Origin of the sequence: Streptomyces sp. NPDC048389 (genome assembly GCF_040706335.1) — a bacterium.
GTDB lineage: Bacteria > Actinomycetota > Actinomycetes > Streptomycetales > Streptomycetaceae > Streptomyces.
Genome location: NZ_JBEZKP010000004.1, coordinates 48,192 through 74,526, shown reverse-complemented (window position 1 = coordinate 74,526; position 26,335 = coordinate 48,192). Strand labels below are relative to the sequence as shown.

The following is a 26,335-nucleotide window of genomic DNA, read 5'->3' as shown; positions in this document are numbered from 1 at the left end:
GTGTCCCCGCGTCGCAACCGCCCCCGAGGCGGCGAGAAGCCGACTCAGCGAGCAGGTGATGCAGCCGGCCGGTACGGCGGCTTCGGGAGCAGCGAGTCCTGGCAGGGCGAGGACTGGTCGGTGCGCCATGTCGCTGGGGCAAATGCCACCGGCAAGAGGTACCGGTGCCCGGGATGCGACCAGGAGATCCCCTCCGGCATGCCGCACGTGGTGGCCTGGCCCGACCACGGCGGGGTCGACGACCGGCGCCACTGGCACAAGGCGTGCTGGAACGCGAAGGACCGCCGCACCACGAAGGTGCAGCGGTCCAGGAACGCGCCGCGGTACTGAACCGCGCCGGACTCACACGTCGCGGCTGCTCATGGTCGCGTAGGCCCCGCCGAGGGCCGCGAGCGAGAGGCCGAGCATGATCCACACGGATGTCCAGCCGAGCGGGCCGGAGCCCCCACCCGTCGCCTCGCCGTAGATGCCGATGAGCTGGCTCGGGATCGAGTAGGTGAAGAGGAAGTCGCGCACGCCGGACATGGAGTCGAATCCGAGCATGAAGACCCCGGCCACCATGGGCATCAGCATCAGGCCGAGCATGATCGTGATCGACCCGGCCGAGTGCCTGATCATCGCGCCGACCCCGAGGGCCAGCAGCCCGAGCGAGGCGACGTAGATCCCCACACCGACCGTGGCGCGCAGCCACTCGTCGCCCGTCGGCTCCCCGGCCTCGACCATCGCGTTCTGCATGACGGCCACCACGCCGGCCGTCAGGGTCGTGATGAAGAAGACAAGCAGGAAGAACACGGCGGCCTTGGCGGCCAGCACCCGGCCCCGGCTCGGGCATGCCGTCAGCGTCGTACGGATCATGCCGGTGCCGTACTCGGACGAGATGGTGAGCACGCCCAGGGTCATCACGCAGATGGACCCGGGGAGGATGCCGAAGAAGCCCATCCCGAGCACGGACTCGTCGCCCAGTTCGGCCGATTCCCCGGCGGCGGAGACGAGGGCGGCGACGGCGAGGCCGATGCCCAGCACGAGCACGATCATCACGCTCAGCGTCCAGATCGTGGAGCGCACGGAGCGGATCTTCGTCCACTCGGAGGCGAGCGCGTCACCGAAGTGGGCCCCCCGCACCGGGATCGGCGAGGCGTATGAACCGGGCTGCTGGTACGGGGTGCTCATCGCGCGTCCTCGGGCTTGGTCAGGTCGGCGGGGGCGGCGGCCGGGGGAGCGGCGGGGGCATCCGGAGCGGAGGGCGCTGCGGGCGCCGCGTACGGGTTCTGGCCGGGCTGGGGCGGCGGCGGGGCGTAGAAGCCCTGCTGCGGCACGTCGGGGATGTGCGGCTGCGGCGGGGCGTAGAAGCCCTGCTGCGGCACGTCGGGGATGTGCGGCTGCGGCGGGACGTGCCCCATCGGCGGCTGCTGCATCAGACCCGACTTCTCGTCCGTGGTGGAGCGGTAGTCCACCGCGCCCTGCGTCATCCGCATGTACGCCTCCTCCAGGGACGCCTGGTGCGGCGACAGCTCCCACAGCCGGACGCCCGCCTCGTGCGCCACGTCGCTGATGCGGGGAAGCGGCAGCCCGGTCACCCGCAGCGCGCCGTCGGGCTCGGACAGCACCTGGCCGCCCGCCTCCGCCAGCGCGGAGACCAGCTTCTCGCGCTGCTGCGGCTCGGTCTGCGGCGTGCGGACCCGGGCGAAGTCCGCCGAGTTGTGCGAGATGAAGTCCTTCACGCTCATGTCGGCCATGAGCTGACCGCGGCCGATCACGATCAGGTGGTCGGCGGTCAGCGCCATCTCGCTCATCAGGTGCGAGGAGACGAAGACCGTCCGGCCCTCGGAGGCCAGCTGCTTCATCAGGTTGCGCACCCAGAGGATGCCCTCGGGGTCGAGACCGTTGACCGGCTCGTCGAAGAGCAGCACCCGCGGGTCGCCCAGCAGCGCGGCGGCGATGCCGAGCCGCTGCCCCATCCCGAGCGAGAAGCCCTTGGACCGCTTCTTGGCGACCTCGTGCAGGCCGACGACACCGAGCACCTCGTCCACCCGGCGCGCCGGGATGCCGGAGAGCTGTGCCAGCGACAGCAGATGGTTGCGGGCGCTGCGGCCGCCGTGCACGGCCTTCGCGTCGAGCAGGGCGCCGACCTGCCGGGGCGCGTTCGGCAGCCGCCGGAAGGGGCGGCCCTCGATCGTCACCTGACCCGATGTCGGACGGTCCAGGCCCAGGATCATGCGCATCGTGGTGGACTTGCCGGCGCCGTTGGGGCCGAGGAAGCCGGTCACGGCGCCCGGCCGCACCTGGAAGGAAAGGTTGTACACGGCCGTCTTGGCGCCGTAGCGCTTCGTCAGGCCGACTGCCTCGATCATTCTCCAGCCCCATCGACTTTCGGGTCGTCGGGGCACAGGCGGTCCAGCCGTACGCCCCCGTAAGTCCTAGGAGGATAACCGGGGCCCGGTGGTTGCGGCCAAGGCGTAACGATGGGGCCTCGGTCACGGCCCTTCCCGACCGGCCCGCCCGGCGCCCTACGCGTCCCGCTTCTTCAGTACGAGGAAGCCGCCGGCCAGCGCCGCGGCGACCCAGATCACCATGATGCCGAGGCCCGCCCAGGGGCCGTACGGCGACTCCCCGCTGTCCAGGGCGTTCGGCACCACCTGCATGATCCGCGCGCCGGCCTGGTCGGGGAAGTAGCGCGCGACGTCCCTGGCGCCCGGCACCGCGGAGAGGATCTGCGAGATCAGGAAGAAGAACGGCACCAGGATGCCCAGCGACAGCATGGAACTGCGCAGCATCGCGGCGACGCCCATCGAGAAGAGCGCCATCAGGCCCATGTAGATGCCGCCGCCGACGACGGCGCGCAGCACGTTCTCCTCGCCGATCGTCGTGCCGTACTCACCGAGCAGCGCCTGGCCGAGGAAGAAGGTGAGGAAGCTGGTCGCCATCCCCACCACCAGCGCCAGCAGACCGGCCACGGTGATCTTGCTGAAGAGGAAGGTGGCGCGCTGCGGCACCGCGGCGAGCGAGGTGCGGATCATGCCGGAGCTGTACTCGGTGCCGACGACGAGCACACCGAAGACGACCATCGCCAGCTGCCCGAGGACCATCCCCGAGAAGCTGATCAGCGTCGGGTCGAAGGTCAGCCGCTCGGCGGCGGGCAGGTCGTCGAACGTCGCGTTCATCAGGGCGCACAGCGCTGCGCTCATCGCGACCGTCACGGCGAGCGCGCTGATCAGCGTCCAGCGCGTCGACGCGACCGTACGGATCTTGGTCCACTCGGACTGCAGGACGGCGGGTGTCGAGGCCATCGGTCAGGCTCCCTTGTCGCGCGGGGCCCACTGGGGGGCGCCTTGGCCGGCGGGCCGGGGGACGGCGTCCGGCGGTGGGGCTTGCGGGGCGTCGGGGCCCGAGTGCGCGTGGTACTCCACCGCTCCTGCCGTCATCTGCATGAACGCCTCCTCGAGCGAGGCCCGCTGGGCGCTGAGCTCGTGCAGCACGATCCGGTGCTCGGCCGCCAGCTCGCCGAGCTGCTCCGTGCTCGCGCCGTCGACCTCCAGCGTGCCGCTGCCGGTCTCTACGGCCGTCATACCGGCGGCGTGCAGCAGGTCCCGGAGCTGTTCCTGCTGCGGCGAGCGCAGCCGGACATAGCTGCGGGAGTTCTCCCGAATGAAATCGGCCATGGACGTGTCGGCCAGCAGCCGGCCCTGGCCGATCACGATCAAGTGGTCGGCCGTCAGGGCCATTTCACTCATCAGGTGCGAGGACACGAAGATCGTCCGGCCTTCCTGCGCGAGGGTTTTCATCAGATTGCGGATCCAGTGAATTCCCTCCGGGTCCAGACCGTTGACCGGTTCGTCGAACATCAGGATCTCGGGATCACCCAGCAGCGCGGAGGCGATTCCAAGCCGCTGGCCCATCCCCATCGAAAAGCCCTTGGACTTCTTCCGTGCCACCGGCGTCAGCCCGACGAGGTCGAGCACCTCGCCGACCCGTCGCTCCGGGATCCGGTTGGACTGCGCGAGGCAGAGCAGGTTGTTGTACGCACTGCGGCCGCCGTGCATCGCCTTGGCGTCGAGCAGGGCGCCGATGTACTTCAGCGGCTCCTCGAGGTCCCGGTAGTGCTTGCCGTCGATCCGGACTCTCCCGCTGGTGGGATTGTCGAGGTCGAGCATCATGCGCATCGTCGTGGACTTGCCCGCGCCGTTGGGACCGAGGAAGCCGGTCACCACGCCCGGGCGGACCTTGAAGGAGAGATGGTCGACGGCGACCTTCGTACCGAAGCGTTTGGTGAGACCCTCGAGCTCGATCATGCGTTCACGCTACGGGCGCCGCCGGTGCCGCGCCACCCTGTTCCCCCCACGGGAAGCGGCCGTTCCGCCTCCGGGCGGACACCCGGACGCCCGGACGCACGACGCACGGAGGCCCCGACGCCCGGACGCACGACGCACGGATGCCCGGTGCCAAAGGCACCGGGCATCGGGCTGAGTGACCGATCCGGAAGGCGTCAGCGGGTCTGCTGCGCCGGGACGCCGCGGGAGGCGGGCTCCTCGTCGGCGGGCGTGCCCGCCGCGGCCACCGCGGCACCCGTGAGCGTCGCCAGCATCTCGCGGACGTTGGTCAGCTGGGCGTTGATGGAGTCGCGGCGGTTGGTGAGCGCCGCCAGCTCGCGCTCCGATTCGCTGCGGATACGGTCGGCCTTGGCGTTCGCGTCGGCCACGATGTCCTCGGCCTGGCGCTGCGCCGTCTCCACCGTCTGACGGGCACGGCGCTCCGCGTCCGTACGCAGCTTCTCCGCCTCGAGGCGCAGCTGCTCGGCACGGTGCTCGATCTCCGCCAGCCGCTTCTCCGCCTTCGCCTGACGCGACGCCAGGTCGCGCTCCGACTGCTCGCGGCGCTTGGCGAGGTTCGTCTCGAAGTCCGCGGCGGCCTGGGCGGCCTTGGCGCGGGTCTCCTCGAAGAGTGCGTCGGCCTCCTCGCGCTTGGACTGCGCGTCCTTCTGCGCCTCGCTGCGCAGCGTCTGGGCTTCGCCCTTCGCCTTGTCGACGATGCGGACGCCCTCGTCCTCGGCCTTCGCCTTGCGGTCGGCGGCGAACGACTCGGCGTCGTTGCGCACCTGCTGGGCGGCGGACTCGGCGAGCTCGCGGTGCTGCTCGGCGGCGCGACGGGCCTCCTCGCGCAGGTCCTTCGCCTCCTCCTCCGCGAGGCGGAGGATCTTCTCGACGCGCGCACCGAGACCCGCGTACGACGGCTCGGCGTCGCTGACCTGGGCCTGGGCGTTCTGCGTCTCGAGGTGGAGCTCCTCGATGCGCTTTTCCAGAGAGGTGATTCGGGCCAGAGCACTATCACGGTCGGCGACGAGTTTGGTAATGCGGTCGTCCACCTGACCGCGGTCGTAACCACGCCGCACGAGCTCGAAGCCGAAGGGGGAGGAAGTGTCGCTCATGGGGTTCCTGTCAATGAGACCGGTGAGGTGTTAGAGGGAATCCTAGGGGTCGAAGCGGCGTGTCATCGAGCGGATGCCGGTTTGATCTGGAGAATGTCCAGCCTTTTGAGTGGCTAGCCGTCGGACGACTTGCCACTCGAACGTGTACCCCCCGCTGACGCACCGGCCTTGACACCTCCGGCGGATCCGCCGCCCGGCGTCTTGCCGCCGGACGGGGCCTCGAAGGACTCCAACGCCTCGAGGACGTCCTGGACACGGGAGATCTCCGCCTGGATGTCCTCGCGCCTGCGCACCAGTACGTCCAACTCCCGCTTGCCCTCGTCGACGGTGCGTCCGGCCTCGAGGTCGGCCTCCGCCTTGGCGCGCTCGCCCTCGCGGATCAGCTCGGCCTTCTTCTGCTCGGCCTCCTTGAGCAGCCCCTCCGCCTTCTTCACGGCGGCGATCCTGACCTTGCTCGCCTCCGAATTGGCGTCGGACAGCAGCTCCTTGGCCTTCGCCTCCGCCTCCGCGCGCTGTTCCTCGGCCGCCTTGACCAGGTTGTCGACGCGTTCGCCGGCGGTCTTCATCTGCTCCGAGGTCTCCCGGCGGGCACGCTCGTGCAGTTCCTCGATCTCGCTCTCCACACGGACCCGCAGTTCCTCGCCGCGCTCCCTTATGGCCGTCGCGTCACGCCGGGCCCCCACGAGCAGCTCGTCGGCGTCCGTGCGGGCCTTCTCCACCAGCGAGTTGCCCTCGACCGTCGCCTCCGCGACCAGCCGCTCCGCCTCCTTGCGGGCGGCGCCGACCATCGTGTCGGCCTGCTCCTCGGCCTCGGTGGCCGCGCGCAGCGCCTCCTCCTGGGCCTTGGCGACGAGTTGGTCGGCCTGCTCCGCCGCGTCCGCACGGCGCTTGGCGGCCGCCTCCCGCGCCTCGTCCAGCAGCCGGTCGGCCTCCGCGCGGGCCTCGGCGCGCAGTCGCTCGACCGCGGCCTCCGTCTCGGCACGGTGCCGCTCGGCCTCGGTCCGGATGCGTTCGGCCGCCTGCTGCGCGGAGCCCACCGTCTCCGCGGCCTCCGCCCGCAGCCGCTCCGCGTCGCTGTTCGCCTCCGCCCGCAGCCGCTCGGCGTCGCTCGCGGCCTCCGCCCGCAGACGTTCCGCGTCGCTCGTGGCCTCGGTGCGCAGACGCTCCGTCTCCGCGGCGGTCTCCGCCGTGATCCGCTCCGCCTCGCCGCGCGCCTCGCCGATGAGCTGGTCGGCCTGCTCCGCCGCGTCGGCACGCCGCTTGTCCGCGGCCTGCCGCGCTTCGTCGAGCACCTGCTCCCGGTCGGCCCGCACGGCCGCCCGCAGCTGCTCGATCTCCGCTTCGCCGTCCACCTTGATCTGCTCGGCCTCGGTGAGCAGCCGTGTCGCCTCCGCGTCGGCCGACGCACGCAGCTCCGCCGCTTCCGAGTGCAGCCGCTCGCTCTCGCCGGTGGCCTCGCCGATCAGCAGGTCCGCCTGCTCGGCGGCCTCCGAACGGATCCGGTTGGCGTCCTCCCTGGCCTGTGCCCTGGTCCGTGACGCGTCCTGCTCGGCGGACGCGACGGCGTCGGACGCCTCGGTCCGCATCCGCTGCGCGTACTCCGCGGTCTCCGCCCGCAGCCGTTCCGCCTCGGTGATCGCCTCCGTGACGGTCCGCTCGGCGAGTGCCTGCGCGGCGTCCGTCTCCTCCTGGGCGCGAGAGCGCAGCCGGCCGGCGTCCTCCGCGGCCCGCTCCCGCTCCGCGTACGCGTCGGCGCGGACCCGGTCCGCCTCCTCCTGCGCCTCCGTCCTGGTGCGCTCGGCCGAATGCTCGGCGGCGCTGCGCAGCCCGGCGATCTCCTGCTCGGCCTGCTCCTGCAGCCCGGCGACGGAGTCCCGCACCTGCTGGGCCGTCTGCTCGGCGGAGGACACCATCTCCGTGGCACGCCGGTCGGCCTCCTCGACCAGCCGCTGCGCCTCGGTCTGCGCCTCCTCGACCCGGTTGCGGGCGGACGCGAGGAGTTCCTCGCTCTGCTCGCGCGCCCGTTCGCGCTCCTCGCCGGCCTCCCTGCGCGCCGAATCGAGGGTCTCCTCGGCCTCCCTGCGGCGGCGGGCCGCCTCCTCCTGGGCGGCCGACAGCGCCTCCGCCGCCTCCGCGCCGACCCGGTCGGCGGCGGCCGCCGCCTCCGCCCGCACCCGGTCGGCGCTCTCCTGCGCCTCGGTCTTCAGCCGCTCGGCCTCCGCGGCGGCGTCGCTGTGCAGCCGTACGGCGACGGCCTCGGCCTCGGCGCGGGCCGCCGACGCGTCCGACGCGGCCTCGGTCCGCAGCCGCTCCGCCTCCTGCTCGGCCTGCTCCTGGAGCGCGCGCAGCCGCTCGCCGGCCTCGGTCCGCAGCCGCTCGGTCTCCTCCGCCGCCTCGCGGCGGATCCGCTCGCCCTCTGCGCGGGCCTCCGCCAGCCGCTCCTCCGCGGCGGCGAGCCGTGCCTCAGCCTCGGCCTGCGACCGGGCCAGTTCCTCGGCCGCCTCCGCCTGACGGGCCGCTATGCCGCGCTGGGTCTCCTCGCGCAGTTCGGCCGCGGCCGTCTCCGCGGCCGTCCGCACACCGTCGGCCTGCTCCTCGGCCTCCGCGCGCAGCCGGTCGGCCTCGGCGCGGGTGCGCTCCAGCGTCTCCTCGGCCTGCCTGCGCAGGGTCGTGGCGCGCTCGATGGCCTCCGTACGGACCTTCTCGCTGTCGGCACCGGCCTTGGAGCGCAGTTCGTCGGCGTCGGTACGCGCCTTGGTCAGCAGCTCCTCCGCGGTGCTCGCCGCCTCCTCGATCTGCTGGACGGCCTCGCGGCGGGCCTCGCCGCGGATCCGCTCGCCCTCGGCGACGGCCTCCGCGCGCAGCTGCTCGGCCTCCCCGCGGAGCCTGCGGGCCTCCTCCTGGAGTTCGACCGTCTTGGCGCGGTACTCCTTGGTGTCGTCCTTGGCGGCGCCCTTGAGCTGGTCGGCCTGCTCGGCGGCCTCGCCGCGCAGCCGGTCCGCCTCCGCCTCGGCCTCACGCCGGATCCGCTCCGCCTCCTCGCTCGCCGCGCGAGTGGTGGCCTTGGCGTCCTGAGACGCCTTGGTCAGCACCTCCTCCGCGGTGCGGGCGGCCTTCGCGAGCGCCGCGGCGGAGTCCTCGGCGACAGCGGCCCGCGCCTTCTCGGTCGCCGCCTCGAGTAGTTTCTCCGCCTCTGCGCGGGCGTCGGCGAGCGCCTGCTCCGCCTCCGCCTTGAGGGTCTCGGACTCCTTGGTCGCCTCTTCGACGAGCCGCGCGACCTGCGCCTTGGCCGTACGCGTGCGCTGCTCGCCAGCCGACTCCGCCGCGGAAAGCTGCTTGGCCGCCGACTCCTTGGCCTCGACGAGGAGCTTCTCCGACTCCGTGCGCGCCTCGCGCAGCTTCTCCTCGGCCGCCTGCATCCGCTGCTCCGCCGCACGGCTGAGCTCCGCGGCATGCTGGCGGGCCTGGTCGGACTCGGCGGTGGTCGACGAACGCAGCTGCTCGGCGTGGGCGGTCGCCTCCTGCGCCTGGCTGGACGCGGCGTTCAGCAGCCGCTCGGCGTCCTTGCGGGCGCGCAGCAGGATCGCCTCCGCCTCGGCACGGGCGGTCTCCGCCTCCGAGCCGAGGCGCCTGCGGGCCTCCTCGGCGATACGGGCGGCCTCGGCGCGGGCGGCTGCGAGCGCCTGCTCGGCCTCCGCGCGGGACTCCTCCAGCAGCCGGTGGGCCTGGGACTCGCTGCGGGCGCGCAACTGCTCGGCCCACGCGACGTTCTCGTTGACGTGCGACTCGACGGTCTGGCGGCGTTCGGCCAGCTCCTGGTCGAGACGCTGCCTGCGCTGTACGGCCTCGGCGTGCAGCTCGGCCTGGAGCCTGGCCTGGTGCTCGGCATGCTCCTGCAGAATGCGCTGCGTCTGCGCCCGCACCTCGCGCAGCTCACGCTCCGCGTCCTGGCGGAGCTGATCGGCCTGGATCTGGGCGTTCCGCAGCAACTGCTCGGCCTGGTAACCCATGTCGGCGCTGTCGTAGGCCGGACGGGAGGCGAGATTGCGCCGCGCCTCGTGGAGTTTGGCGCGCAAGACCTCGACCTGGTAGCCGAGGTCCTCGGCATGCTGGACGGCCTTCTCCCGCTCGGTCTTCAGCCGGTCCATCTCGGCCTCGAACCGCGAGAGGTGGTCGTCGTCAGCTCGGTGGCTCTCCTGGCGTTCGTAGCCCCGCACTGCGCGGTCCCATCCGTCCCCTGGTCGCAACTGTCTCCAAGCGAGCACCGTTCGCCGGCGAACGGCCCCCCGGGGAATGGTGACAGATCAACGACGGAGACGCGGCACGGCCCCGACCCGGCCCCGGCCCGGAACGGCCCACTCTACCGGGCCGGGAATCCTGAGGTCAGTGCTCCGTTGCAGACGTGACGAGTTCAGTGAGTACGCCGTGGCAGTCCTTGGGGTGGAGGAAGGTGATCCGGGAGCCCATGGAGCCGGTCCGCGGCTCGTCGTAGAGCACCCGTACGCCCTTGCCGCGGATGTCCTGCGCGTCCGCGTCCACATCGGCCGTGCCGAAGGCGATGTGGTGGACGCCCTCGCCGTTCTTGGCCAGCCACTTGCCGACGGCGGAGTCCTCGCGGGTGGGCTCGAGCAGCTGGAGATAGGAGGCGCCGCCGTCGGACGTCTCGTTGATCTTGAGCATGGCCTCCCGTACGCCCTGCTCCTCGTTGATCTCGGAGTGGAACACCTCGAAGCCGTATGTGGCCCGGTAGAACTCGACGGTCTTGTCGAGGTCGAAGCAGGCGATCCCGATGTGGTCGATTCGCGTCAGCATGGGACCAGTGCAGCCCCACCGGGGGTGGTTACGCAACGTGCGCGCCGTCACACCGGTCGGCCGGTGACCCGGAGCAGTACCGCTCAGTACATTTGAGTAAACCCTCGTTCACTCCTCAGCCTCGGCTGAAAGGGGATCGTCCTCATGTCAGGAACGACCGGCACCACCTCCGTGATCGTCGCGGGAGCCCGTACTCCCATGGGCCGCCTGCTCGGCTCCCTCAAGTCCTTCTCCGGTGCCGACCTCGGCGGCTTCGCCATCAAGGCCGCGCTGGACCGGGCGGGCATCGGCGGCGATCAGGTGCAGTATGTGATCATGGGCCAGGTGCTCCAGGCCGGCGCGGGGCAGATCCCGGCACGCCAGGCCGCCGTCAAGGCGGGCATCCCGATGAACGTCCCCGCGCTCACCGTCAACAAGGTGTGCCTCTCGGGCCTCGACGCCATCGCGCTCGCCGACCAGCTGATCCGCGCCGGTGAGTTCGAGATCGTCGTCGCCGGCGGCCAGGAGTCCATGACGAACGCCCCGCATCTGCTGCCGAAGTCCCGGGAGGGCTACAAGTACGGCGCGATCGAGATGCTCGACTCCATGGCGCACGACGGCCTGACCGACTCCTTCGAGAACGTCGCCATGGGCGAGTCCACGGAGAAGCACAACACCCGCCTCGGCATCCCCCGCGGTGTCCAGGACGAGATCGCCGCGCTCTCCCACCAGCGGGCCGCCGCCGCGCAGAAGAACGGTCTCTTCGAAGCGGAGATCACGCCCGTCGAGATCCCGCAGCGCAAGGGCGACCCGATCCTCTTCTCCAAGGACGAGGGCATCCGCGCGGACACGACCGCGGAGTCGCTCGGCAGGCTGCGCCCCGCGTTCGCCAAGGACGGCACCATCACCGCCGGTACGTCCTCGCAGATCTCCGACGGTGCCGCGGCCGTCGTCGTGATGAGCAAGGCCAAGGCCGAGGAGCTGGGCCTCGAGTGGATCGCCGAGATCGGCGCCCACGGCAACGTGGCCGGTCCGGACAACTCACTGCAGTCCCAGCCGTCGAACGCCATCCGGCACGCGCTGAAGAAGGAGCGTCTGGACGTCTCCGACCTGGACCTCATCGAGATCAACGAGGCGTTCGCCGCCGTCTCCCACCAGTCAATGAAGGACCTCGGCGTCACACCGGAAAAGGTGAACGTGAACGGGGGCGCCATCGCGCTCGGCCACCCCATCGGCATGTCCGGCGCGCGTGTGGTGCTCCACCTGGCGCTGGAGCTCAAGCGCCGCGGCGGCGGCGTCGGCGCGGCGGCGCTGTGCGGCGGCGGCGGCCAGGGCGACGCGCTGATCGTCCGCGTCCCGGCCAAGTAGTACCCAGAGAAACGGAGCAGCACGATGGTGGACGTCCCCCAACTGGTCGCCCAGGCACGTGAGGGTAAGCCGCGGGCCGTGGCCCGGCTGATCTCACTCGTCGAGGGGGCGTCCCCGCAGCTCCGCGAGGTCATGGCGGCGCTCGCGCCGCTGACCGGCGGTGCGTACGTGGTCGGCCTGACGGGCTCGCCGGGCGTCGGCAAGTCCACCTCCACCTCCGCGCTCGTCTCCGCCTACCGCAAGGCCGGGAAGCGGGTCGGCGTCCTCGCCGTCGACCCGTCCTCGCCCTTCTCGGGCGGGGCGCTGCTCGGCGACCGCGTCCGGATGTCGGAGCACGCGTCCGACCCGGGCGTCTACATCCGCTCCATGGCCACCCGCGGCCACCTGGGCGGCCTGGCCTGGTCCGCGCCGCAGGCCATCCGCGTCCTCGACGCGGCAGGCTGCGACGTGATCCTCGTCGAGACGGTCGGCGTCGGCCAGTCCGAGGTGGAGATCGCCTCCCAGGCCGACACCTCCGTGGTGCTCCTCGCGCCCGGCATGGGCGACGGCATCCAGGCGGCGAAGGCGGGCATCCTCGAGATCGGTGACGTGTACGTCGTCAACAAGGCCGACCGCGACGGCGCGGACGCGACGGCCCGCGAGCTCAACCACATGCTCGGCCTCGGCGAGGCCCGCGCCCCGGGCGACTGGCGTCCGCCGATCGTGAAGACGGTCGCCGCGCGGGGCGAGGGCGTCGACGAGGTCGTCGAGGCGCTGGAGAAGCACCGGGCGTGGATGGAGGAGCACGGTGTCCTGGCCGAGCGCCGGGCCCGGCGGGCGGCGACGGAGGTCGAGACGATCGCGGTCACGGCGCTGCGGGAACGCATCGGTGACCTGCACGGGGACCGGCGCCTGGGTGCGCTGGCCGAGCGTATCGTCGCGGGCGAGCTGGACCCGTACCGGGCGGCGGACGAACTGGTGGCGGGCCTGACGCAGTCGTAGAGGGGCGGGGTTCCCTTCGGGAGCGCCGGGAGCGATGGCGGTGGCGTGGCGCCCGCGGCGGGCTGTTCCCTGACCGCCGCTTCCCGCTGTACCGGATCCGCGGCTCCGCCGCGCGGCTGGTCCCGCCCGGACCCGTACCGCGCGGTGTCGCGCCACACACGCCCTACGGGGCCGGAAATGCCGCCCAGCGGTGTTTCCCGCCCCGTAGGGCGTGTGTGGCGCGGGGGTCGGGGTCGAGGCCCCTGCCCACCGCGCGGAGCGCGGTACGGGGCCTGCGCGGAGCCCGGTTCGGGAAGGGGCGGGCAGGGGAGATCTCAGTCGTCGGCCGACTCGTCCGCGACCGACGCCGTCCTCGCGTCGACCGTCACCTCGCGCTCGCGGTCGGTGTCGCGCAGCTCCACCTCCCAGCGGGACGCGTCGTCCTCGTCGAAGTCGACGGACGTCACGGTGGCATTGGGGTGGGCCTTGAGGGCTGCCTCGGCCGCCTCGCGGGCGTCCACCGACGCGGCGCGCACCCCGGCCCGGTCGTCGGCGTCGTCGCCGTCGTCGTCGCCCTTGTCCTCCCGCACGGTGCCCGACGTCGCGTCGACCTTCAGCTCGTGCTCGCGGTCGTCGTCGGCGGTAACGACGTCCACGTCCCAGTGGTCCGTACCGTCGTCGTCGAGTTCCACGGAGTCCACCGTGCCCGGCGTGTGCTTCAGTGCGGCCGCCACGGCCTGCGCGGCCGTGATCCTGCTCGCAGGAGCGTCGGCCCGGTCGTCTCGGTCCTGCCGGTCCTGCGGGTCCTGCTGGTCGTCGCGGTCGTCCCGTTCGGCGGACGCGGACGCGGACGCCGGCGCCTGCGGAGCCTCGTCCGACGGGCCCGAGCGGCCCTTGGCGCCACGCTCGTCGTCGCCGTCGCCCTGATCGCGGCCGGAGGCTTTGTGCTGCTGTCGCTGCGCGCGAACCTGATCGACCGGACGGACCTGCAGGCAGAGATCGCCGCGCGGGACGTGGCGTCCCAGATCGCGCTCGGCGTGCCCTACGACGGGCTGGAGCTGCCCGACGAGGACGACGAGCGCCCCGTCCAGGTCGTCGGTGACGGCGGGCGGGTGCTCGCCGTCAGCGAGCACCTGGAGGCGGTCGAAGGCACCGGCAGCACGGGCGTCCACCGGCAGACCGCCACCACGGACGGTGACGAGGGCGACGAAGGTGACGGCGGCGACGACGCGGACCGGGGCCAGGTCTCCTCCGACGCTCCCCGTTTCGGCTCCGGAACGGCCACCGTGGACGGCGACCGCGCCGACTACCGGTTCGCCGCCGTCGAGGTGGGCCTCGACGGCGACCGGACGGTGACCGTGTACGCGGGCGCGCCGCTGACCACCGAGCAGGAGGCGGTCACCACGGTGCGCGACGCGATGCTCGTCGGCCTGCCCTTGCTGCTTGCGGTCGTCGGCGGGGTGACCTGGCTGGTCACCCGGCGCGCGCTCGGGCCCGTCGAGGACATCCGGCGTGAAATGGCGGCCGTCACCCGTTCCGAGGACCTCTCGCGACGGGTCCCCGAGCCCGGGTCGCGGGACGAGGTCGTGAGGCTCGCCCGTACGACGAACGAGACACTGGCGGCCCTGGAAGCCTCCGTCGAGCGGCAGCGGCGCTTCGTCGCGGACGCTTCGCACGAGTTGCGCAGCCCCATCGCCTCGCTGCGCACGCAGCTGGAAGTGGGTGCGGCGCACCCCGAGTTGCTGGATGTGTCCGGCGCGGTGGAGGACACCGTACGGCTTCAGCAACTGGCGGCGGACCTGCTGCTGCTGGCACGGCTGGACGCGGGGGAGTGGCCGGGGCCGGCGCTGTTGGACCCCGCGCAGCTGCTGGCCGAGGAGGTGGCCCGCAGGGCCGGGGACCGTGTCCCGGTCGAGGTGACGGTGGCCGAGGGCCTGCAGGTGGCCGGTTCGCGCAGTCAGCTGGCCCGTGTCATCGGGAATCTGATCGACAACGCCCAGCGCCACGCGGTGGATTCGGTCACCGCCTCGGTCCGCCGACAGGGCGGCCGGATCGTGCTGGCGGTCGCGGACGACGGGGCCGGCGTGCCGGAGGCGGAGCGCGAGCGGGTATTCGAACGCTTCGTGCGTCTCGACGACGCCCGTACCAGGGACCAGGGCGGCGCCGGACTCGGGCTGGCCATCGCGCGCGACGTGGCATGACGCCACGGCGGGACGCTCTCGGCCGGCCGGTCGGCATCCGGCGGGGCGCTCTTCGAGCTGACCCTGCCGGACGCGACCCGCGGAGGCTGACCCGGGAAGACGCGCCGCCGACCCGGGAAGACGCGTCGCCGCCCCGGGAAGGAGCGCCGCCGACCTGGGGAAGAAACGTCGCCGCCCCGGAGTGGGAGTCGCTTCCCCGGAGCAAAGGGGAGGGCGGGGCGCTAGAGCTTGCCGCGATGGCCGCGCAGGTGGTCGGCGACGGGTGTCAGCGACTCGCGCAGGTCCGCCAGTGCCTCGGGCGACAGCAGGTCGATGAAGTGCCTGCGTACGGAGGCGACATGGTGCGGTGCGACCTTCTGCATGGTCGCCACGCCCTCGTCGGTGAGCACCGCGTACAGCCCGCGCCGGTCGGACTCGCAGTTCGCGCGCCGCAGCAGTCCGGCGTTCTCCATACGGGTGACCTGGTGGGAGAGGCGGCTCTTCGACTGGAGAGTGGCCGCCGCGAGATCGCTCATCCGCATCCGCCGGTCCGGGGCCTCGGACAGGTTGACCAGGATCTCGTAGTCGTTGTTGGTCAGGCCGAACGGCTGGAGGTCCTTCTCGAGCTGGTGCATCAACAGCTTGTTGACTTCCAGATGCGTGCGCCACGTGCGCTGCTCGTCATCGGTCAGCCAGCGCGTGGCCGTCTCGGTCTCCATATATGGATTCTACCTAAGAAGTTGAAAAGCGGACGAAGTCGAGGAGTGTGACGCACGGCACCCCTACGCCCTGGGGGTGTACGGGGGCGCAGACGTTCGACGTCACACTCCGCAGACTACCGCTCACAGCCCGAAGCGACGCTGGAGGTCCCCCAGCTGGCCGGGAAGGCGTGGTTGCGCACCGGGCCGGCCCGCCGGACTATGGCCGCCCGGAACGCCCGGCTCCGCGCCCACCGTACCGATCGGCTGCTCCGGCATCAGCGCCTCGCTGGACTGCAGCAGCACCGTGCCCGCACCGGCGAACTCGAACTGGTGCTCCTCACCCGAGGCCCCGCCGATACCGGTCAGCGCCCGTACCCCGCCCATGACGCCGGTCATATAGCCGTGGTCGTAGTGATGGCAGGGCGAGGGGCAGTCGGCCCAGCCCACCAGGGCCTGCGGGTCCACCCGGATCGGCGGCTCCATGAAGACGACCGGGCCGTTCGACGCCGCCACGAACTTGCCCGTGCCGATCAGCGTCAGGAACCCCGGCACGATCGACTGCTTGAGCGCCAGGGAGGGCTGGTACGCCAGCAGGTTGCCGGAACGGATGGTCAGGTTCCCGTCGTCGAGGTCGAAGGAGTTCACATCGAACGCGCGGTCCGCCAGCAGCATCTTGCCGCTGCCCTCGGCCACCACCCAGTCGCTCGCGTGCAGCGGCGAGTGGAACGACGTCCGCAGCAGCCGGTCGAGGCGGCCGTGGCCGATTCCGTTGAAGTCGATCCGCCCGTAGTAGGCGATCATCTTGCCCTTCTGCAGGAACCACTGGGAGCCCTTGAGCTCGACGCAGAAGGTGTAGGAGTTGACGTTGTCGTCGCTCGGCAGCGTCGTCGGGTCGAAGACCACCGGTGTGCTCACAGCTTCTCCTCCGACGCCTGGACGTACACCGCACCGCTGCCGCTCAGCTCCAGCTGGAACGCCTCGCCGGAGCCGCGCCCCACCATGTCGCGCCAGCCGAGCGCCGTGGAGAGCTTGTTCCGTACGTCGCCGTGGTGCGCGACATACGCCTGCGGATCCACATGGACGGGCCGCGAGGGCGTGATCGGCAGTTCGATGACACCGCCGTGGGCCATCACGGCGACCGCGCCGTGTCCCTGGAGGGTCGTGGTGAACAGGCCCTGACCCGTCACCTGCCCGCGCACCATGCCCATGACCCCGCCCTCCGAACCCATGAACATCGTGCCCTGCTGGAGAGTGCCGTCGAAGGCGAGCAGCCGGTCGGCCTCCACGTAGAGGGTGTCGCCGGTCAGCTGGATGACCTGGATGTGGTGGCCGCCGTGGCCGAACATCACCGTGCCGTTGCCCTCCACGGTCATCAGCGGTGTCGCCTCGTTCGCCACCCGGCGGCCGATCATCGACGCCAGTCCGCCCTGACCGCCGGTCATGTTGGGGGTGAAACTGACGTCGCCCCGGTAGGCGAGCATCGCGCCACGCTGGCTGAACATCTTCTGGCCGGGCGACACGGTCGCCTCGACCATCCTCGAGTTGATCTCGCGGAACGGCATCAGACGTCCCCTCCGACCGTGTTGCGCTCGCTCGGCTGCACGTAGACCAGCCCGTCACCCTCGAAGCGGATCTGGAACGCCTCACCACCGCCCTCGCCGAGGAACGTGCGGAACGTCACACCGGACTGGAAGTCCTGCCGCAGGTTGCCCTGGTGGGCGATGTACGCGCCCGGGTCGACGGAGAGCGGGTACTGGGGCGTCACCCGGAGCACCACGGCCGTCCCGTCGGACATGATCGCCACCTGGCCGGTGCCCTCGACCGTGGTCGTGAACAGGCCGTTGCCGCTCGCGCCCCCGCGCAGCCCCGTGAAGGTCGTGCCGGTGCGCAGCCCGCCGTCGGTGCACAGCAGATTGCTCGACTCGACGTACAGCGTGTCGCCGTGCAGCTGCACCAGGTTGATCTCGCTTGCCCGGTCGGCGAAGTAGCAGGTGCCCTGTCCCTTCACCTCCATCATGGTCATCTGCTCGCCGGTGAGCCGGCGGGTGACCATCCCGCGGATGCCCTCACCGCCGCCGGTCATCTTCTTGAAGGCCATCTGGCCGTCGTAAGCGACCATCGACCCGTTCTTCGCCTTGACGGTGTCGCCGGCCAGGTCGACCGCGAGCACCTTGCTCCCTTGGAGCCGGAACATTGCCACGGGCCGACGTTATCCCGTGAGCACGGCTGGGGGCAGCGTCCCGAAGGAGGATCCCGACCCTGACAAAGAGTTCGCAAAATGGCCTGCCACAATGGTCCGGAAGTTTGTGCATGCATTCACAAGATCCATGCCGCTGCCCATCCATCGCCAACGAAGGTGAACCGTGGACATCAAGACCGCCGCCTCCCTCCACCGCCTGCGTCTCGTCTCCGCGCCGGAGGCCGTCTCGTTCCTCCTGCTGCTCGTCTGCTCGGTGCTCAAGCGCACGACGGACTTCAACGCGGTCCCGGTGATGGGCGCGATCCACGGCGTGCTCTTCATCCTGTACGTGCTCTTCTGGCTGGACGCCTGGAACCGCACCAAGTGGGATCTGAAGACCGCGGCCCTCTACTTCGTCCTCTCCGTTCTTCCCTTCGGCGGCTTCTTCGCCGACCGCAGGCTCAAGCGTGAGGCCGACGACGCGGTCGCCGCCTCCCGTGCCCGCCGCGAGGACGCGGTCGACGCATGATCGTCGCCTTCTCCGTCACGCCTCTGGGAGTGGGCGAGGACGTGGGTGAGTACGTCGCCGAGGCCGTCCGCGTCGTAAGGGAGTCGGGGCTGCCCAACCGTACGGACGCGATGTTCACCTCGATCGAGGGGGACTGGGACGAGGTGATGGACGTGGTGAAGCGCGCGGTCGCCGCCGTCGAGGCCCGCGCGCCGCGCGTCTCCCTGGTTCTCAAGGCCGACATCCGCCCGGGTGTCACCGACGGTCTGACGTCCAAGGTCGACACGGTGGAGCGTCACCTCTCCGCCTGATCGTCGCCAACAGAGCCCCCGGCCGACGGCCGGGGGCTCTCGCGTGCTCCGGGCGGCACGAGCACTCTTGAGCGACTGCTCAAAAGTGGGCTACGATGCGCCATCGATATTTGAGCGAACGCTCAAATCAGCTTTGAGCAGGGGGAACGCGGTGCGGCGGCTGTACGTGGAGACCTTGATCCGTACCGATCCGGAAACCCTCTGGGCGCGGACCCAGGAGCCGGGGGAGCATCAGCGGTGGGATCTGCGGTTCACGGAGATCACCTACCTTCCGAAGGCGGACGGCGAGCCGCAGCGCTTCCGCTATGCCACACGCCTGTTCCCCTCCCGCACCCCCCGCTTCCTCACCGTCGCCGGTACGGGGACCAGCGCGGGGGAGACCCGGCGGGCGGACGGCACCCGGGTGTCGGCCCTCCGGTTCGCCTCACCGCACCCGCTCTCCCTGCTGAAGGAAGGCAGCGGCTACTGGCGCTATGTGCCGGTCGACGGCGGCGTCCGCTTCCTCACCGGCTACGACTACCGGCCGCGCTGGGGCCGGTTCGGCCGCGTCGCGGACCGGTGGGTGTTCCGGCCTCTGATGGGCTGGGCCACGGCCTGGTCCTTCGACCGCTTGCGGCTCTGGTGCGAGGCGGGAGTCAGTCCGGAGCGGGCGCGGGCGCACTGGCTGGCGGAGACGGCCTCGAGGTTGCTCGTCCCGGTCGCGGCCGCCGTGATCCTCCCGCCGGCCGCGGCCCTCCTCGCCCTCGCCGCCGCCGTGCTGCTGCCACCCTCGCGGCTGACCCCGGCAGCCCGCCGCTGCCTGCGCACCGCGCCACCGCGCACCTCGGTCCCGGCACTCCTCGACACCCTGGAGCCCGCATGAGTTCGATCTTCCGCAGAGCGATGGGCGCCGCCGCCTTCGACCGCCTCCACCCCGAGCTGCGGCGCCGCTTCTCCGTGGGTCTGGCATCCGGCGAGGCGTGCCTGGGACGCGGGGTGATGGACCGGATCTGGCACGGGCGCGCCTTCACGAAGCCGTTCCTCGCGCTCGGCGGCAGTCGGAACATCCTCGTCCCGCGCACCGGCCGCGACGTCCCGTTCACCATCGAGAACGTGCCCTACGCCGACTCGTACGGCCGTGAGACGGTCACCTTCGTGCGCACCTTCGCCCTGCCGTCCGGGCCGCGCCGCTTCGACGCCACCATGGTGCTCGCGCCGGGCGGCGACCGCGTCCTCGACTACCTCGGCACCCACCAGCATCTCGCCAGCGACCTCCACCTGACCGCAGAGACGGACGGGTCCCTCCTCATCCGCTCCGGCACACACCGCTTCCGGGAAGGGCCGTTCGACCTCCGCGTACCCGAGCTGATCGGCGGGGACGCCGAGGTCCGCGAGTCCTTCGACGAGACCACCGGCCGCTTCCGGATACGTGTACGGGTGACGAACCGCCGCTTCGGGCCGCTCTTCGGCTACGAGGGCTCGTTCACGGCCCGGTACCAGGACGCGGGCTCCCTCGGGGTGCGCGCCGGGCTGCGTCCCGTGCGCGAGGAGGCGAGGGCATGAGCGAGGGCAGGAGGGAGGGCGCGAGCGAGGGCATGACCGAGGGTACGAACGCGGCGCCGAAGCCGGCCACGAGGACGGCCGCGAACGCGAGCACCGCCGAGAACTCCTGCGGGACCAGGGAGAAGCTGCTGCGGGGTGCGCTGACCACGCTCGTCGAGCAGGGCATCGCCAAGACCTCCGCCCGCTCGGTCGCAGCGGCGGCCGGGGTCAACCAGGCACTCGTCTTCTACCATTTCGGCTCCGTCGACGGCCTGCTCGCCGCCGCCTGCCGCTACGGCGCCGAGCAACGCGTCGCCCGCTACCGGGACGAGCTGAGGAGCATCACCACGCTCGCCGGACTGCTGGAGTTCGGTCGGCGGATGCACGCGCGGGAGCGTGAGGAGGGCACTGTCGCGGTGCTCGCCCAACTCCTCGCCGGCGCCCAGTCGCAGCCGCGCCTCGGCCCCGCGACGGCCGCCGGGCTCGACCTGTGGATCACCGAGATCGAGCAGGTACTCACCCGGGTCCTCGACGTGACGCCCCTCGCCGGCGTCGCCGACCCGGCGGGTCTGGCCCGGGCGGTCGCCGCGTCCTTCGTGGGCCTGGAACTCTACGAGGGCGCCGACCCTGCCGGGGCCGCCCACGCGCTCGACGCCCTGGAGCAGCTCGCCGCCCTCCTGACCGCACTCGACACCCTCGGACCGGTCGCCCGGCGCGCGCTCCGCATGCAGGTGCAGCGCACGCTGCGCCGCTGACCCGCCTTCCGGCCGGACCGGGCCCGGCGGGCTCCAGTTGCGCCCGGCGGGCGCTGCAGCCGGGGAGCGTCCGCCTCATGTATGCCCGGCGCAGCGCGGGCAGCGGCAGGGCGGCCACACGGAGGACGGTATCGGGGCGAGTCCGTCGCCGCTCCGCATGATCCGCTCCGCACCCCAGGTCCGCCCGCCGTCGCGGGAAGCGCGCGTCTTCAGCAGCACTCGTGCTTCAACAGCGCGCAGTTGCGGGTCATCGACGACCTCCGCATGCCCGTCCACGGTCTGGAACGAGCTCGTCGAACCGGCGCGGTCGGAGCTGTCCTTCACCGGGTACACCAACTACTTCTTCTGGACTCCGGTGCCGCACTTCGCGGACACGGTCCGGCGAAGGGCCGGGGCGGGGTGCCGGGTGCGGTTCCTGCTCGGTGACCCGGAGGGCGAGGTCACCTGCCGGCGGGAGATGGTCGAGGATGTCGCCCTCTCCGTCTCCACGCGTAGCAGGATCACACGGGAGCACCTCGATCGTCTCGGACCGCTCGACGGCCTGGAGGCACGGTTCTCTCACCCGTCGGATGCGGTCAGCCATGTGAGCCTGCCCGTGTTCCGCTTCGACGACAACGCCCTGGTGACGCCCCATCGCGCCCGCCTCGTCGGACACGATTCCCCGTTGCTGCATCTGGGCCGCCACGTCGGCAACGGCATGTTCGACCGTTTCGTCGAGCATTCCGGGGAGCTGCGGGAGCGTGCGCGGCCACGTCCTGCACCGGGCGGGTGAGACGTGGCCGGACCGTCCGATGAAACGGTTGAAGGACCGAAGGCCGAGACGGGGCTGACCGGCATGTGACCAGTCGGTAAGGTCGGTGGCGTGCCGAAGCCGCTCAGTCTTCCCTTCGATCCCATCGCCCGCGCCGACGAGCTCTGGCGGCAGCGCTGGGGGCCCGTGCCCTCGATGGCGGCGATCACCTCCATCATGCGGGCCCACCAGATCCTGCTCGCCGAGGTCGACGCCGTGGTCAAGCCGTACGGGCTGACCTTCGCCCGTTACGAGGCGCTGGTGCTGCTGACCTTCTCCAAGGCGGGCGAGCTGCCGATGTCCAAGATCGGCGAGCGGCTGATGGTGCACCCCACCTCGGTGACGAACACGGTCGACCGGCTCGTGCGGTCGGGTCTGGTCGCCAAGCGGCCCAACCCGAACGACGGCCGCGGCACGCTCGCCTCGATCACGGACAAGGGCCGCGAGGTCGTGGAGGCGGCCACTTCGGACCTGATGGGTATGGACTTCGGTCTGGGCACGTACGACGCGGAGGAGTGCGCGGAGATCTTCGCGATGTTGCGCCCGCTGCGGGTCGCGGCGGCGGATTTCGAGGAGAAGTAGGCGGCGGCTTCGGCGGGGAGCGGGCGGCGGCTACCGGAGGAAGCAGGGCGGCGGCTTCCACGGGAAGCAGGTGGCGGACTTCCGGGTGGAGCAGGCCGCGGCTTCAGGGGGACGGAGGCCGCGGATTCCGGGGAAGCACCCGGGCGACCCGAGCGAAGATCGCCCCCTGCGCCCGGTTACGCTCGATGCCATGAAAGCGAATGTCCTGACCCGCTACCGGGTGCTGGCGTACATCACTGCCGTGTGGCTGCTTGTGTTCACCGGCGCCATCGTCATGAAGTACGGGTTCGACACCGGCGACACCATGCTGATCTCGCAGGTCCACGGTGTGCTGTTCATCGTCTACGTGATCTTCGCCTTCGATCTCGGCTCCAAGGCGAAGTGGCCCTTCGGCAAGCTGCTGTGGGTGCTGGCCGCGGGCTGCATCCCGTTCGCCTCGTTCTTCGTGGAGCCGAAGGTGACGCGGGAGGCCCGCGCCCTGATCGCCGGCGACGCCGCCCCGGCGACGGCCGGCGCCTAGCAACCCCGAAGCGCCGCGAGCACGGCTCGTGGCGCTTTGCCATCGACATTTACTAGGACGTCCTAGTAAATTCGAGGTATGGACGCTGACGCGATCGAGGAAGGCCGCCGACGCTGGCAGGCCCGTTACGACAAGGCCCGCAAGCGGGAGGCAGACTTCACCACGCTCTCCGGGGACGAGGTCGAGCCCGTCTACGGCCCCCGCCCAGGGGACAGGTACGACGGTTTCGAGCGCATCGGTTGGCCCGGTGAGTACCCGTTCACCCGCGGGCTGTACGCCACCGGCTACCGCGGCCGCACCTGGACCATCCGCCAGTTCGCCGGCTTCGGCAACGCCGAGCAGACCAACGAGCGCTACAAGATGATCCTCGCCGCCGGCGGCGGCGGGCTCTCCGTCGCCTTCGACATGCCCACCCTCATGGGACGCGACTCCGACGACCCCCGCTCCCTCGGCGAGGTCGGCCACTGCGGTGTCGCCATCGACTCGGCCGCCGACATGGAGATCCTGTTCAAGGACATCCCCCTCGGCGACGTGACGACGTCGATGACGATCTCCGGACCGGCGGTCCCGGTCTTCTGCATGTACCTGGTCGCGGCCGAGCGCCAGGGCGTCGACCCCGGCGTGCTGAACGGCACCCTGCAGACCGACATCTTCAAGGAGTACATCGCGCAGAAGGAGTGGCTCTTCCAGCCCGAGCCGCATCTGCGTCTGATCGGCGACCTGATGGAGCACTGCGCGCAGGGCATCCCCGCGTACAAGCCCCTGTCGGTCTCCGGCTACCACATCCGCGAGGCCGGTGCGACGGCCGCGCAGGAGCTCGCGTACACCCTCGCCGACGGGTTCGGCTATGTGGAGCTGGGCCTGTCCCGCGGTCTGGACGTCGACACCTTCGCACCCGGCCTGTCCTTCTTCTTCGACGCGCACCTCGACTTCTTCGAGGAGATCGCCAAGTTCCGAGCCGCACGGCGGATCTGGGCGCGCTGGATGAAGGAGATGTACGGCGCGAAGACCGACAAGGCGCAGTGGCTGCGCTTCCACACCCAGACCGCCGGTGTCTCCCTCACCGCCCAGCAGCCGTACAACAACGTCGTCCGCACGGCGGTCGAGGCGCTGTCCGCGGTCCTCGGCGGCACCAACTCGCTGCACACCAACGCCCTCGACGAGACTCTCGCCCTGCCTTCCGAGCAGGCCGCCGAGATCGCGCTGCGCACCCAGCAGGTGCTGATGGAGGAGACCGGCGTCGCCAACGTCGCCGACCCGCTGGGCGGCTCCTGGTACGTCGAGCAGCTCACCGACCGCATCGAGGCCGACGCCGAGAAGATCTTCGAGCAGATCAAGGAGCGAGGCCGCCGGGCGCACCCCGCCGGGCAGCACCCGATCGGTCCGATCACCTCCGGCATCCTGCGCGGTATCGAGGACGGCTGGTTCACCGGCGAGATCGCCGAATCGGCCTTCCGCTACCAGCAGTCCCTGGAGAAGGGCGACAAGAAGGTCGTCGGCGTCAACACGGCCACCGGCTCGGTCACCGGCGACCTGGAGATCCTCCGGGTCAGCCACGAGGTCGAGCGGGAGCAGGTGCGGGAACTGGCCGACCGCAAGGCGGGCCGGGACGACGCGCTCGTACGGTCCTCGCTCGACGCCATGCTCACCGCCGCCCGCGACGGCTCCAACATGATCGGTCCGATGCTCGACGCCGTACGGGCGGAGGCCACGCTGGGCGAGATCTGCGACGCACTGCGCGACGAGTGGGGCGTCTACACGGAGCCGCCCGGCTTCTGAGCCGAACCCGCCCCGCCGCGCCCAGGCGTAGGGAGAGCGGCCCGCGCTCAGGCGTACGGGCAGCGGACCGCGCCCAGGGGAGCTGGCCACGCCCCGCCGCGCTCAGGCACCCAGGGGCCGACCGGGCTCAACCTCTCAGGCGTTCAGGGAGCCCAGCCCTGACACCAGCAGGACGGTGAAGCGGCGCGCCCACTCCTCGTCCACCGGTTCCGCACTCACCAGCGCCCGGTGGACGACGGCGCCCGCCACCACGTCGAAGATCAGGTCCGTGTTGCGGGCTGCCGCCTCGGGGTCGTCCTCGTACGGCAGCTCGCCGCGGGCCTGAGCGCGTTCGCGGCCCTCGAGGACGAGACGCTTCTGCCGCTCGACGATCGCCGAACGGATACGTCCGCGCAGCGCCTCGTCCGTCGTCGACTCCGCGACGACACCCATCAGCGCCGTCTTGGTCTCCGGCTGCCGGAGCAGATCCGCGAACTGCAGGACGACGCCCTCGACGTCCGCGGCGAGGCTGCCGCGGTCCGGGAGTTCGAGCTCGTCGAAGAGGACCGCGACGGCGTCGACGACCAGTTCGTTCTTGTTCGCCCAGCGGCGGTACAGGGTGGTCTTGGCGACCCCCGCCCGCGTTGCCACGTCCCCCATGGTCAGCTTCGACCAGCCCAGCTCGACGAGGGAGGCGCGGGTCGCCTCCAGGATGGCGGTATCGGCCTCGGCGCTGCGAGGGCGCCCGGTACGACCCGTACGTGGGGGTTCGGGGTGGGTGCTGCTGGACATGCCCGCGACCATACCCGTCGGTAAGGAGAAAGGCGGCTGTGAGGCAGCTCACCGGAAAACCCTTCACGCCGCGGGCTGCGCCTAGATACGCTACGGCTCGTAGCGAAAGCCGTGACCGGTTCGTCGCGACAACCACATGGCGCCGAGGTGGGGACCAGGCGCCGTCTTTTTTCACATGGGCGCGCGGAAGGGGGAGGATGTACGCATGCAGCCTAGGAACATGTCCATGAGCGGCGTCGTCGACCTCGCCGCGGTGAAGGCGGCCAACGAGGCCAAGGCCAAGGCGGAGCAGGCGAGGGCCGAAGCCGCCCGTCAGGGGGGCGGCGGTGCCGTGCCCCCCGCCGCCCTGGTGATCGACACCGACGAGGCGAACTTCGAGCGTGACGTCCTCCAGCGCTCCACCGAGGTCCCGGTCGTCATCGACTTCTGGGCCGAGTGGTGCGAGCCGTGCAAGCAGCTCGGCCCCCTGCTGGAGCGCCTTGCCGCGGAGTACAACGGCCGTTTCGTCCTCGCCAAGGTCGACGTCGACGCCAACCAGATGCTGATGCAGCAGTTCGGGATCCAGGGGATCCCCGCGGTGTTCGCGGTGGTGGCCGGCCAGGCGCTGCCCCTCTTCCAGGGCGCGGCCCCCGAGGCCCAGATCCGCCAGACGCTGGACCAGCTCGTGCAGGTGGCAGAGGAGCGCTTCGGTCTGACCGGTGTCGCGGTCGATGCGGACGCGTCGGGCGAGAGCGCCGAGGCTCCGGTGCCGGCCGGCCCTTACGACGCACTGCTCGAAGCGGCGGTGCAGGCCCTGGACGCCGGCGACTTCGGTGGTGCCGTCCAGGCGTACAAGAACGTGCTCTCCGACGATCCCGGCAACACGGAGGCGAAGCTCGGCCTCGCGCAGGCCGAACTGCTGGGCCGCGTCAAGGACATGGACCCGCAGAAGGTTCGCCAGGACGCGGCCGGCGACCCGGCCGACGCCGCCGCGCAGATCGCCGCGGCCGACCTGGACCTCGTCGGCGGTCATGTGGAAGACGCCTTCGGCCGGCTCGTCGAGACGGTGCGGCGCACGGCGGGCGACGAGCGTGACGCGGCGCGGGTGCGGCTGTTGGAGCTCTTCGAGGTGGTCGGTCCTGACGACCCGCGGGTGACGGCGGCGCGTCAGGCGCTGGCGCGGGTGCTCTTCTGAGGTCCCGGTCGGGTTCCGGGTCC

General features: G+C 71.4%; 26 protein-coding genes and 1 pseudogene. 14 read left to right on the top strand and 13 right to left on the bottom strand.

The annotated features are described in order from the left end of the window. Positions 1–330 (top strand): ATP/GTP-binding protein, encoded by a 330-nt coding sequence (locus AB0903_RS04610; RefSeq protein WP_366698951.1) that lies wholly within the window; start codon positions 1–3, stop codon positions 328–330. A 12-nt stretch (positions 331–342) separates the two neighbouring features. Here the strand turns inward: AB0903_RS04610 and AB0903_RS04605 are convergent, their stop codons facing one another. From AB0903_RS04605 to mce, 7 genes are all read right to left on the bottom strand, one after another. Beyond that, positions 343–1,170, bottom strand: a complete 828-nt coding sequence (locus tag AB0903_RS04605; RefSeq protein WP_366698949.1) for an ABC transporter permease — start codon at positions 1,168–1,170, stop codon at positions 343–345. Then, on the bottom strand, positions 1,167–2,351 hold the full coding sequence (locus AB0903_RS04600) for an ABC transporter ATP-binding protein (RefSeq protein ID WP_366698947.1): 1,185 nt from the start codon (positions 2,349–2,351) through the stop codon (positions 1,167–1,169). Before AB0903_RS04600 ends, AB0903_RS04605 begins: the two co-directional genes overlap by 4 nt. A gap of 156 nt (positions 2,352–2,507) precedes the next feature. After that, positions 2,508–3,287: an ABC transporter permease gene (locus tag AB0903_RS04595; RefSeq protein WP_366698945.1), complete on the bottom strand. Its 780-nt coding sequence runs from the start codon at positions 3,285–3,287 to the stop codon at positions 2,508–2,510. A gap of 3 nt (positions 3,288–3,290) precedes the next feature. Next, positions 3,291–4,289, bottom strand: coding sequence for an ATP-binding cassette domain-containing protein (locus tag AB0903_RS04590; protein WP_366698943.1), 999 nt, complete (start codon positions 4,287–4,289; stop codon positions 3,291–3,293). 194 nt (positions 4,290–4,483) lie between these two features. Beyond that, positions 4,484–5,422: a cellulose-binding protein gene (locus AB0903_RS04585; protein ID WP_366698942.1), complete on the bottom strand. Its 939-nt coding sequence runs from the start codon at positions 5,420–5,422 to the stop codon at positions 4,484–4,486. Between the two features lie 113 nt (positions 5,423–5,535). Next, positions 5,536–9,639: a polarized growth protein Scy gene (scy, locus tag AB0903_RS04580; RefSeq protein WP_366698940.1), complete on the bottom strand. Its 4,104-nt coding sequence runs from the start codon at positions 9,637–9,639 to the stop codon at positions 5,536–5,538. A gap of 166 nt (positions 9,640–9,805) precedes the next feature. After that, positions 9,806–10,234: a methylmalonyl-CoA epimerase gene (gene mce, locus AB0903_RS04575; protein WP_366698938.1), complete on the bottom strand. Its 429-nt coding sequence runs from the start codon at positions 10,232–10,234 to the stop codon at positions 9,806–9,808. A 144-nt stretch (positions 10,235–10,378) separates the two neighbouring features. On the opposite strand from mce, the gene AB0903_RS04570 reads away from it, so the two are divergent. Together AB0903_RS04570 and meaB are read left to right on the top strand one after the other, a co-directional pair. Further along, positions 10,379–11,581 carry an acetyl-CoA C-acetyltransferase gene (locus AB0903_RS04570; RefSeq protein WP_366698936.1) on the top strand — a complete coding sequence of 401 codons (1,203 nt, stop codon included), beginning with the start codon at positions 10,379–10,381 and terminating at the stop codon, positions 11,579–11,581. A 24-nt stretch (positions 11,582–11,605) separates the two neighbouring features. Beyond that, the gene (gene meaB, locus AB0903_RS04565) at positions 11,606–12,562 is read left to right on the top strand and encodes a methylmalonyl Co-A mutase-associated GTPase MeaB (RefSeq protein ID WP_366698934.1); all 957 of its coding nucleotides are present in this window, start codon (positions 11,606–11,608) and stop codon (positions 12,560–12,562) included. A gap of 314 nt (positions 12,563–12,876) precedes the next feature. Here meaB and AB0903_RS04560 read toward each other — a convergent pair whose 3' ends face one another. Continuing rightward, positions 12,877–13,242, bottom strand: a complete 366-nt coding sequence (locus AB0903_RS04560; RefSeq protein ID WP_366698932.1) for a PepSY domain-containing protein — start codon at positions 13,240–13,242, stop codon at positions 12,877–12,879. 159 nt (positions 13,243–13,401) lie between these two features. Here AB0903_RS04560 and AB0903_RS04555 point away from each other — a divergent pair. Beyond that, positions 13,402–14,832 (top strand): annotated as a pseudogene (locus AB0903_RS04555) (HAMP domain-containing sensor histidine kinase). A gap of 131 nt (positions 14,833–14,963) precedes the next feature. On the opposite strand, the gene AB0903_RS04550 reads toward AB0903_RS04555, so the two are convergent. The 4 genes from AB0903_RS04550 to AB0903_RS04535 all read right to left on the bottom strand — a co-directional run bounded on the left by AB0903_RS04550 (position 14,964) and on the right by AB0903_RS04535 (position 17,616). Further along, the gene (locus tag AB0903_RS04550; protein ID WP_366698930.1) at positions 14,964–15,440 is read right to left on the bottom strand and encodes a MarR family transcriptional regulator; all 477 of its coding nucleotides are present in this window, start codon (positions 15,438–15,440) and stop codon (positions 14,964–14,966) included. Between the two features lie 123 nt (positions 15,441–15,563). Continuing rightward, a complete protein-coding gene (locus AB0903_RS04545) occupies positions 15,564–16,337 on the bottom strand; it encodes an AIM24 family protein (RefSeq protein WP_366698928.1) in 774 nt (257 codons plus the stop codon). After that, positions 16,334–16,984, bottom strand: coding sequence for an AIM24 family protein (locus AB0903_RS04540; protein WP_366698926.1), 651 nt, complete (start codon positions 16,982–16,984; stop codon positions 16,334–16,336). Before AB0903_RS04540 ends, AB0903_RS04545 begins: the two co-directional genes overlap by 4 nt. Further along, positions 16,984–17,616: an AIM24 family protein gene (locus AB0903_RS04535; RefSeq protein WP_366699216.1), complete on the bottom strand. Its 633-nt coding sequence runs from the start codon at positions 17,614–17,616 to the stop codon at positions 16,984–16,986. Before AB0903_RS04535 ends, AB0903_RS04540 begins: the two co-directional genes overlap by 1 nt. 169 nt (positions 17,617–17,785) lie before the next feature. Here AB0903_RS04535 and AB0903_RS04530 point away from each other — a divergent pair, with 169 nt between their 5' ends. The 9 genes from AB0903_RS04530 to AB0903_RS04490 all read left to right on the top strand — a co-directional run bounded on the left by AB0903_RS04530 (position 17,786) and on the right by AB0903_RS04490 (position 24,367). Beyond that, complete coding sequence (locus AB0903_RS04530) at positions 17,786–18,130, top strand: DUF3817 domain-containing protein (RefSeq protein WP_366698924.1); 345 nt, start codon at positions 17,786–17,788, stop codon at positions 18,128–18,130. Then, positions 18,127–18,420 carry an MTH1187 family thiamine-binding protein gene (locus AB0903_RS04525; RefSeq protein WP_366698922.1) on the top strand — a complete coding sequence of 98 codons (294 nt, stop codon included), beginning with the start codon at positions 18,127–18,129 and terminating at the stop codon, positions 18,418–18,420. Before AB0903_RS04530 ends, AB0903_RS04525 begins: the two co-directional genes overlap by 4 nt. A gap of 133 nt (positions 18,421–18,553) precedes the next feature. Further along, positions 18,554–19,282, top strand: coding sequence for a hypothetical protein (locus tag AB0903_RS04520; protein WP_366698920.1), 729 nt, complete (start codon positions 18,554–18,556; stop codon positions 19,280–19,282). After that, positions 19,279–19,962, top strand: a complete 684-nt coding sequence (locus AB0903_RS04515) for a DUF4166 domain-containing protein (protein ID WP_366698919.1) — start codon at positions 19,279–19,281, stop codon at positions 19,960–19,962. Before AB0903_RS04520 ends, AB0903_RS04515 begins: the two co-directional genes overlap by 4 nt. After that, positions 19,959–20,696, top strand: a complete 738-nt coding sequence (locus AB0903_RS04510) for a TetR/AcrR family transcriptional regulator (protein WP_366698917.1) — start codon at positions 19,959–19,961, stop codon at positions 20,694–20,696. Before AB0903_RS04515 ends, AB0903_RS04510 begins: the two co-directional genes overlap by 4 nt. A 157-nt stretch (positions 20,697–20,853) precedes the next feature. After that, entirely contained in the window at positions 20,854–21,468 is a 615-nt protein-coding gene (locus AB0903_RS04505) for an XRE family transcriptional regulator (RefSeq protein ID WP_366698915.1), read from the top strand. A gap of 90 nt (positions 21,469–21,558) precedes the next feature. Continuing rightward, complete coding sequence (locus AB0903_RS04500; RefSeq protein ID WP_366698913.1) at positions 21,559–22,068, top strand: MarR family transcriptional regulator; 510 nt, start codon at positions 21,559–21,561, stop codon at positions 22,066–22,068. A gap of 190 nt (positions 22,069–22,258) precedes the next feature. Next, entirely contained in the window at positions 22,259–22,588 is a 330-nt protein-coding gene (locus AB0903_RS04495) for a DUF3817 domain-containing protein (RefSeq protein WP_366698911.1), read from the top strand. Positions 22,589–22,666: 78 nt separating this feature from the next. Further along, positions 22,667–24,367 carry a methylmalonyl-CoA mutase family protein gene (locus AB0903_RS04490; RefSeq protein WP_366698909.1) on the top strand — a complete coding sequence of 567 codons (1,701 nt, stop codon included), beginning with the start codon at positions 22,667–22,669 and terminating at the stop codon, positions 24,365–24,367. A gap of 135 nt (positions 24,368–24,502) precedes the next feature. On the opposite strand, the gene AB0903_RS04485 is transcribed toward AB0903_RS04490, so the two are convergent. Continuing rightward, entirely contained in the window at positions 24,503–25,138 is a 636-nt protein-coding gene (locus AB0903_RS04485; RefSeq protein ID WP_366698907.1) for a TetR/AcrR family transcriptional regulator, read from the bottom strand. Between the two features lie 205 nt (positions 25,139–25,343). On the opposite strand from AB0903_RS04485, the gene AB0903_RS04480 reads away from it, so the two are divergent. Then, positions 25,344–26,312, top strand: a complete 969-nt coding sequence (locus AB0903_RS04480) for a tetratricopeptide repeat protein (protein ID WP_366698905.1) — start codon at positions 25,344–25,346, stop codon at positions 26,310–26,312. Positions 26,313–26,335: the final 23 nt, after the last annotated feature.

Coding starts and splice junctions, on each gene's coding strand:
- AB0903_RS04600 (WP_366698947.1), bottom strand. CDS start 2,351: ATGATCGAGGCAGTCGGCCTGACGAAGCGCTACGGCGCCAAGACGGCC.
- AB0903_RS04485 (WP_366698907.1), bottom strand. CDS start 25,138: ATGTCCAGCAGCACCCACCCCGAACCCCCACGTACGGGTCGTACCGGG.
- AB0903_RS04570 (WP_366698936.1), top strand. CDS start 10,379: ATGTCAGGAACGACCGGCACCACCTCCGTGATCGTCGCGGGAGCCCGT.
- AB0903_RS04480 (WP_366698905.1), top strand. CDS start 25,344: ATGCAGCCTAGGAACATGTCCATGAGCGGCGTCGTCGACCTCGCCGCG.
- AB0903_RS04490 (WP_366698909.1), top strand. CDS start 22,667: ATGGACGCTGACGCGATCGAGGAAGGCCGCCGACGCTGGCAGGCCCGT.
- AB0903_RS04605 (WP_366698949.1), bottom strand. CDS start 1,170: ATGAGCACCCCGTACCAGCAGCCCGGTTCATACGCCTCGCCGATCCCG.
- AB0903_RS04595 (WP_366698945.1), bottom strand. CDS start 3,287: ATGGCCTCGACACCCGCCGTCCTGCAGTCCGAGTGGACCAAGATCCGT.
- AB0903_RS04585 (WP_366698942.1), bottom strand. CDS start 5,422: ATGAGCGACACTTCCTCCCCCTTCGGCTTCGAGCTCGTGCGGCGTGGT.
- AB0903_RS04550 (WP_366698930.1), bottom strand. CDS start 15,440: ATGGAGACCGAGACGGCCACGCGCTGGCTGACCGATGACGAGCAGCGC.
- AB0903_RS04525 (WP_366698922.1), top strand. CDS start 18,127: ATGATCGTCGCCTTCTCCGTCACGCCTCTGGGAGTGGGCGAGGACGTG.
- AB0903_RS04535 (WP_366699216.1), bottom strand. CDS start 17,616: ATGTTCCGGCTCCAAGGGAGCAAGGTGCTCGCGGTCGACCTGGCCGGC.
- meaB (WP_366698934.1), top strand. CDS start 11,606: ATGGTGGACGTCCCCCAACTGGTCGCCCAGGCACGTGAGGGTAAGCCG.
- AB0903_RS04495 (WP_366698911.1), top strand. CDS start 22,259: ATGAAAGCGAATGTCCTGACCCGCTACCGGGTGCTGGCGTACATCACT.
- AB0903_RS04510 (WP_366698917.1), top strand. CDS start 19,959: ATGAGCGAGGGCAGGAGGGAGGGCGCGAGCGAGGGCATGACCGAGGGT.
- AB0903_RS04505 (WP_366698915.1), top strand. CDS start 20,854: ATGATCCGCTCCGCACCCCAGGTCCGCCCGCCGTCGCGGGAAGCGCGC.
- mce (WP_366698938.1), bottom strand. CDS start 10,234: ATGCTGACGCGAATCGACCACATCGGGATCGCCTGCTTCGACCTCGAC.
- AB0903_RS04515 (WP_366698919.1), top strand. CDS start 19,279: ATGAGTTCGATCTTCCGCAGAGCGATGGGCGCCGCCGCCTTCGACCGC.
- AB0903_RS04540 (WP_366698926.1), bottom strand. CDS start 16,984: ATGCCGTTCCGCGAGATCAACTCGAGGATGGTCGAGGCGACCGTGTCG.
- AB0903_RS04590 (WP_366698943.1), bottom strand. CDS start 4,289: ATGATCGAGCTCGAGGGTCTCACCAAACGCTTCGGTACGAAGGTCGCC.